Genomic DNA, 6,088 nt, shown 5'->3' with positions numbered 1-6,088 from the left:
CTGTAACGGTGATGGGGTGGCGAAGGATTGGCACTGTAACGAATTCGAAACAGCATTTCGGGCGAAGCCGGGCAAAATCGGGTATGGCTTCGCCGGCGCCAGGGCTCGAGACGCAACTTGACCGATCTTGCCAAACAGTTTTTCGAAAAGATCAGGCTCAGCCCGGAGCCTGAAGCTCGTCGATGATTTTTTGCGCGGCGATGCGCCCGGCAATGATGGCGCCCTCGACATACCCCGGAAACGATGGCGAGAGTTCTGAAGAGGCGAGATACACCGGCGGTGCGCCGGCAAGGATCGTTCGCTCGGCGTCTGTCGCTGTAACATCGACAATAAGATCGCTGTACGCGCCGCCGCTCCAGCGATCTCCTGTCCAGTCACGCAAACTGAAATCGATGACGTCACCGGCATCCGGACCAAGGGCTGCCTCCAGCCGGCCGGTCACCTCCGCACGCAGTTCCGCCTCGCCGAGGTCGCGCCAACGCAGCGCGAGCGAGCCGCCGACGAACACGACGAGCGCCGCATGCTCCGCATCCTTGCCGGCGTCGCAGGCAAACAGCCCCGGCGGCTCGAGCCACATCACCATGCCGCTCAAATCCCGCGCCCGCCAAAACGGTTTGGCATAGCGCACCAGGATCTTGATAGCCGCGCCGCTTTCCCAGGCGCCGAGTGCCCGCCCCAGTCCGGCCGGCAAAGCGGGGGCAAAGGCGAGCTCCGTCACCGTCGCCGGCGGGACGGCAACCAGAACCGTGCGCGCCTCGACGGTATCCCCGGCCGAAACGACAAGAACACCTGGCGAACTGTGCTCGATGCGCGTGACCGGCTCGCTTAGCCGCAACCGATCGCCAAGGTCGCGGGCCAGATCGTCGGCCAGCGAATGCATGGTTTCGCGCACGAAATATTGCAGTTCCGTCACCTCGTTGGTGACCCGCCGGTCATTGTCGATCAAATACCAGAGAGGAATCTGGTCCAGCGCCATGCACCAGAGACCTTCGATCATCGAACGGAAAGCCATCCTTGCATCGGCGGAATCGTGCTGGCAGGCAAGCCAGTCGGCGACGGTCAGTCCGGCAATCGAGGCATCGTCCGGATCGATCCCGTTCATGCGCTCGCGGATCGCCATCGCGGCATGATAGGTCCGCTCTGCTCGTTGTGCGGACATCGTCGGCTGGGTGATGAAGTCGCCATCGACATGGGTTTCAACCAGCGTCTTGCCGCGCGCCTCGACCATGGCCATCAATTCCGGCATGTCCTCGCACAGGAACTGGCCGCCACTATCGATGCGTTCGCCAAGTCCGTTCAGTCGGGACTCGACGCGTCCGCCGACACGGTCGCGTGCTTCGAGCAGGATGAAATCGATGCCGGCCTTCTTCATCTCAAGCGCCGCCGACAGGCCGGTGAAACCCGCACCGACGATGACGACATCGGTTCGCTCGAATTCGCCGCCCTCATGCGTGAAGGTCTTCAGCATTGCCGGCTATCCACCCAATCGTATCCGGCTTCCACCGACGAACTATGTCCTTGTCGACATATGCCGCAGGCTGTCTCTAACCTATCGTTTTCTCGAGCATATTGAGCCAGTTGCGATAGGCGATTTTTTCGATCAGCGCGCGGCCGAAACCGCGTGCCGCCAATGCATCGATCAGCTTCGGCAGGCCGGCGACATCGCCGATGACGGCCGGGATCATGGCGCCGTCGAAATCGGAGCCAAGACCAACGCCATCCTCACCCAGCGCCTGCAGCAGCGAATCGATATGGCGCACCATGATATCGAGGCTGGTGTCGGCATTCATGCGACCGTCCTCGCGCAGGAAGCCGGTTGCGAAGTTCAGCCCGACCATGCCGCCGGTTTCGCGGATCGCGCCGAGCTGCCAGTCGGTCAAGTTACGCGAATGGCCGCAGATCGCGTGCACGTTGGAATGGGTCGCCACCAGCGGCGCATCGCTGAGTGCGGCGACATCGCGAAAGCCCTTCTCGTTGAGATGCGACAGGTCGATCATGATCTTCAACTGGTTGCAGGCCTTGACCAGCGCCTTGCCGGCATCGGTCAGGCCAGGGCCGGTGTCGGGCGAAGACGGGAAGCGGAACGGCACGCCGTGGCCAAAGGCGTTCGGACGGCTCCAGACGATGCCGAGCGAGCGCAGGCCGGCTTCATGCAGCACGTCGAGCATGGTGAGCTCGGGATCGATCGCCTCGACCCCTTCGATGTGGAACACCGCGGCGATCGACCCTTGCGCCATGGCATTGCGCACATCGCCGGCGCTGCGGCAGACGGTGAGCGCTCCGGCCCGTTCCAGCCTGAACAGGATCGAGGCCATCGCGATGGTCGAGGTCAGCGCCTCATCGCGCGGAACCTCGGGCGGCAGCGGTTCTGCGGCGCCCGGCGCCAGGGGCACGGCGCCGCGCCTGGATTTCTCGACAGGCGGCGGAAAGATGGCGAACATGCCCCCGGCGAAGCCGCCGGCTTTCGCGCGTGGCAGGTCGATATGGCCGCCCGATTTCCCCTCGATGAACAGTTTTTCGACGTCCGTGTCTTTCGACTGATGGAGTCTGAGCAACGTATCGTTGTGGCCGTCGAAGACGGGAACGCGATCGGTTTCGGTCATTGGGGGATCATTCGGTTCGTTTGTCGGCGCGGCTAAGATATATCCTATCTACTTAGGCAGGATGCGCCACCCGCGCAAATGCCAAAGCCGCCCCGGTGGGATGGCAGCCGCTTGCCGCGCCGTTTCCAAGCAACGAATCCCTACCGCTTCAGCACGTCGGCCCATTCCTGATGGCGGCGGAACTGGGCGTTGGCGAACGGGCAGAGCGGGATGATCTTCTTGCCCGCCGCACGCGCATCCTCGACGGCGCGGGTGACGAGCCGAAGCCCGGCACCCTGGCCGCGAAAGACGTCCGGCACTTCGGTGTGGTCGATGATGATCTGGTGCTCACCGATCTTGGTGAAAGTCATCTCGGCCTCGGCGCCATCGGGTCCACGCAGGACATAGCGGCCCTTGGAACCGCGATCCTCAAGTTCGATCTCAGGCAGTTGGTCAGGCATTGCTATGCTCCTTGGGCAGTATCGGCAAAGAACCGCCGTGCCGCCTCGATTTCGTTTGGCCGCACCTCGTGCCCGCCATCGTGCCATTCCACTGTGACATCGGCGCCGTCGGCACGCAAATAGGCCTCGAGCCGCGTGGTCAGGTTCGGTGGACAGATCGGATCGCGCTTGCCGGCGGTCACCAGGATATGGCGGCCGGCGAGGCTGCCCTTGACCTCAGGTTCGAACGGGATCAGCGGATGCATCAGCACCGACGCGTCGAACAGCGCTGGAACCGCGAACACCACCGAGGCCAGGACATTGGCGCCGTTGGAATAGCCGAGACCGAGCACGGCCGATGGCTTCGCTGCTTCAACATGGGCCTTGACGAAGCCCGCCATCTTGGTCGTCGCCCGCGCCAGGTCGTCCATATCGTAGATGCCCTCGGCGGCGCGGCGAAAGAAGCGCGCGGCACCTTGTTCCGACACATCACCGCGCGGCGAGACGATGGTTGCCTGGGGCGCGAGATCGCGCCCCAGCGACAGAAGCTGATTCTCATCGCCTCCCGTGCCATGGAAGACGAACAGCAATGGACCGCCCGGCGAACCGGGCAGCACCTTGTGGATGTAAGCGTCCTTGCTCATGGCCTCAGCCTTCCAACTTCTGCAGATGCTGTTCGAGATAGGGCCGCAGGTGCTGGTGCTGCGTCGGCAGCTTCAGCGCCTCGCCCAGATGAGCGGTATCCTCGTCGCGATCGAAACCCGGCTCGTTGGTGGCGACTTCGAACAGCACGCCACCCGGTGTGCGGAAATAGATCGCCCAGAAGTAGTCGCGGTCGATCACCGGCGTCACCCCATAGCCGGTGTCCATCAACGCCTTGCGTACTTCCAGCTGCCTGGCGCGGTTCTCGACCGCGAAGGCGACGTGATGGACGGAGCCGGCGCCGAGATCGGCGAAGGCAGTGCTCGGCAGCGATTCGATGTCGATGACATCGGCGCCATTGCCGTTCTTCACCGCCAGCCGCCTGAGATTGCCGGACTTGTCGACTTCCTCATAGCCCATGAACTTCAGCAGCTCTTCCGTGGCGCCGCCATCCTTCAGCCTGAGCGACACGGAATGAAAGCCTCGGATCGCCTCATCCGTGGGAACGCCGCCTTTCGCCCAGGGTGCTCTGCTGTCGCTCTTGCACTCGACCAGCGCGAAGCCGTCACCATCCGGTCCGGCAAAAGCCAGGCGCTTCTCACCGAAGGTTTCTTCGCGCGAGAGGCCGGTGACGCCCTCATCGGCAAAGCGTTTTTCCCAATAGCCAAGCGTGCCTTCCGGCACCGAGTAGACGGTGGTTCCGACTTCCCCGACCCCATGCCGGCCCTTGCCGATGTCGGGGAAGTGGAAATAGGTCATCACCGAACCCGGCGTACCGGCCTCGTCACCGTAATAAAGGTGATAAACATCGGGCGCGTCGAAATTGACGGTCTTCTTGACCGGCGCTGACCGAGTTTCCTGGTGAAGAAATCGTTGTTCTGGCGGGCATCCCTGGCCATCGACGTGACGTGATGCAGGCCCTTGATCTGGTCGAGCTTGCTCCTTCCCTTGGTACATGTGCGGCCCTCGCCGCTGTCCACGCCAATATGAGGATCAGGGCAGTTTCCGCAAAGGCGGCAAACACAGAATGGACTGTGTCATAAAAGTGAACGATGGAACAAGGTTCGTTCACCAATTGGTTCGCAGGTCAGACTTGCGCCATGGCCAGAATTCGGTTCCATAAACGGCGTTCGACATCCCGGGACAAAGGTATCGTGAGTGAGTGGAAAAGCCAGGCGGCCTAACATTCTCCTGATCACATGCGACCAGTGGCGCGGCGATTGTCTGTCCGCCGCCGGTCATCCGGTCGTGCAGACGCCGCATGCCGACGCTTTGGCCGCGGAGGGTGTGCTGTTCAACCGGCATTATGGCGGCGCGGCGCCCTGCTCGCCCGCCCGCGCCTGCCTCTACACCGGCCTCTACCAGATGAACAACCGCGTCTGCCGCAATGGCACGCCGCTCGACGCTCGCCACGGCAACATTGCGCTTTCGGCTCGCGCCCTGGGCTATGATCCGACGCTGTTCGGCTACACCGATGTGTCGCTCGATCCGCGCCTGCTGGCGCCGGGCGATCCGCGGCTGCAAAGCTATGAAGGCGTGCTGCCGGGCTTTACGGTGCGCCAGTTGCTGCCCGAGCATCAGAAGCAATGGCTATCCTGGCTGGAGCTGCAAGGTGTCGACGCCAGCGCCGGATCCCCCGACATCCATCGCCCGGTGGCCGACGGCGCGGTCGGGACCACCGTCAGCAACGCGCCGCCCGTCTACTCCGGGCAACAAACCCCGGCGGCCTTCCTGACCGGCGAATTCGCGCGTTGGCTTGGCGAACAGGAGCACGCCGCGCCGTGGTTCGCGCATGTTTCCTTCATCAGCCCGCACCCGCCCTTCATAGTGCCGGAGCCCTACAACACAATGTACGATCCGGCTGACGGCCCGGCCTTCCGGCGCGCGGCAAGCTGGCAGGAGGAGGCGGAAAACCATCCCTATCTAGCCTATGATCTCGGCCGGCAGAAACAGATGAAATTTCGCCCCGACGCCAGCGGCAAGGTGCGCGACTGGAGCGAAGACGATTTTCGCGTCCTCCGCGCGATCTATTACGGCATGATTTCCGAGGTCGACGCCCAGCTCGGCCGCATCTGGCAAGCGGTCAAGGCGGCCGGCGCGTGGGACGACACCATCATCGTGCTGACCTCGGACCATGCCGAGATGATGGGCGACCATTTCATGCTGGGCAAGGGCGGCTATTTCGACGGCAGCTACCACATTCCGCTGATCATCCGCGATCCGCGCCACGGCAAGGCGGCCGGCGGCAAGGTAGACAGCTTCACCGAAGCGGTCGACATTTTGCCGACGTTTCTCGACCTGCTCGGCGAAGAGCCCGCGCCGCATCTCGACGGCAGGTCGCTGAAGCCGTTCCTGAGCGGAGAGGCCCCGGCGGCGTGGCGCGATGCCGCGCATTGGGAGTTCGATTTCCGCTCGGTTGCCGCG

Annotated in this window: 5 protein-coding genes and 1 pseudogene; 1 reads left to right on the top strand and 5 read right to left on the bottom strand. The window is 63.4% G+C overall.

What is annotated here, in order from left to right; all coding sequences use genetic code 11:
- Nucleotides 1-157: 157 nt before the first annotated feature.
- The 5 genes and pseudogenes from EN925_RS19145 to EN925_RS19125 all read right to left on the bottom strand — a co-directional run bounded on the left by EN925_RS19145 (nucleotide 158) and on the right by EN925_RS19125 (nucleotide 4,563).
- On the bottom strand, nucleotides 158-1,468 hold the full coding sequence (locus EN925_RS19145; RefSeq protein WP_128336810.1) for a flavin monoamine oxidase family protein: 1,311 nt from the start codon (nucleotides 1,466-1,468) through the stop codon (nucleotides 158-160).
- A 76-nt stretch (nucleotides 1,469-1,544) separates the two neighbouring features.
- Nucleotides 1,545-2,603 (bottom strand): dipeptidase, encoded by a 1,059-nt coding sequence (locus EN925_RS19140; RefSeq protein ID WP_064993243.1) that lies wholly within the window; start codon nucleotides 2,601-2,603, stop codon nucleotides 1,545-1,547.
- A 140-nt stretch (nucleotides 2,604-2,743) separates the two neighbouring features.
- Nucleotides 2,744-3,043, bottom strand: a complete 300-nt coding sequence (locus EN925_RS19135; RefSeq protein ID WP_013529296.1) for a GNAT family N-acetyltransferase — start codon at nucleotides 3,041-3,043, stop codon at nucleotides 2,744-2,746.
- A gap of 2 nt (nucleotides 3,044-3,045) precedes the next feature.
- Complete coding sequence (locus tag EN925_RS19130) at nucleotides 3,046-3,666, bottom strand: alpha/beta hydrolase (protein ID WP_027163149.1); 621 nt, start codon at nucleotides 3,664-3,666, stop codon at nucleotides 3,046-3,048.
- 4 nt (nucleotides 3,667-3,670) lie between these two features.
- Nucleotides 3,671-4,563: pseudogene (locus tag EN925_RS19125) on the bottom strand (VOC family protein).
- Between the two features lie 259 nt (nucleotides 4,564-4,822).
- Between EN925_RS19125 and EN925_RS19120 the strand changes: the two are divergent.
- Nucleotides 4,823-6,088, top strand: a 1,266-nt coding sequence (locus tag EN925_RS19120; protein WP_128336808.1) for a sulfatase-like hydrolase/transferase, incomplete at its 3' end; no start/stop codon positions are given.

Origin of the sequence: Mesorhizobium sp. M7A.F.Ca.US.006.04.2.1 (assembly GCF_004022915.1) — a bacterium.
In the GTDB taxonomy this organism is placed as follows: domain Bacteria; phylum Pseudomonadota; class Alphaproteobacteria; order Rhizobiales; family Rhizobiaceae; genus Mesorhizobium; species Mesorhizobium ciceri.
Note: the sequence above shows the minus strand (reverse complement) of the source record. Positions and strands in the feature narration are given on the sequence as shown.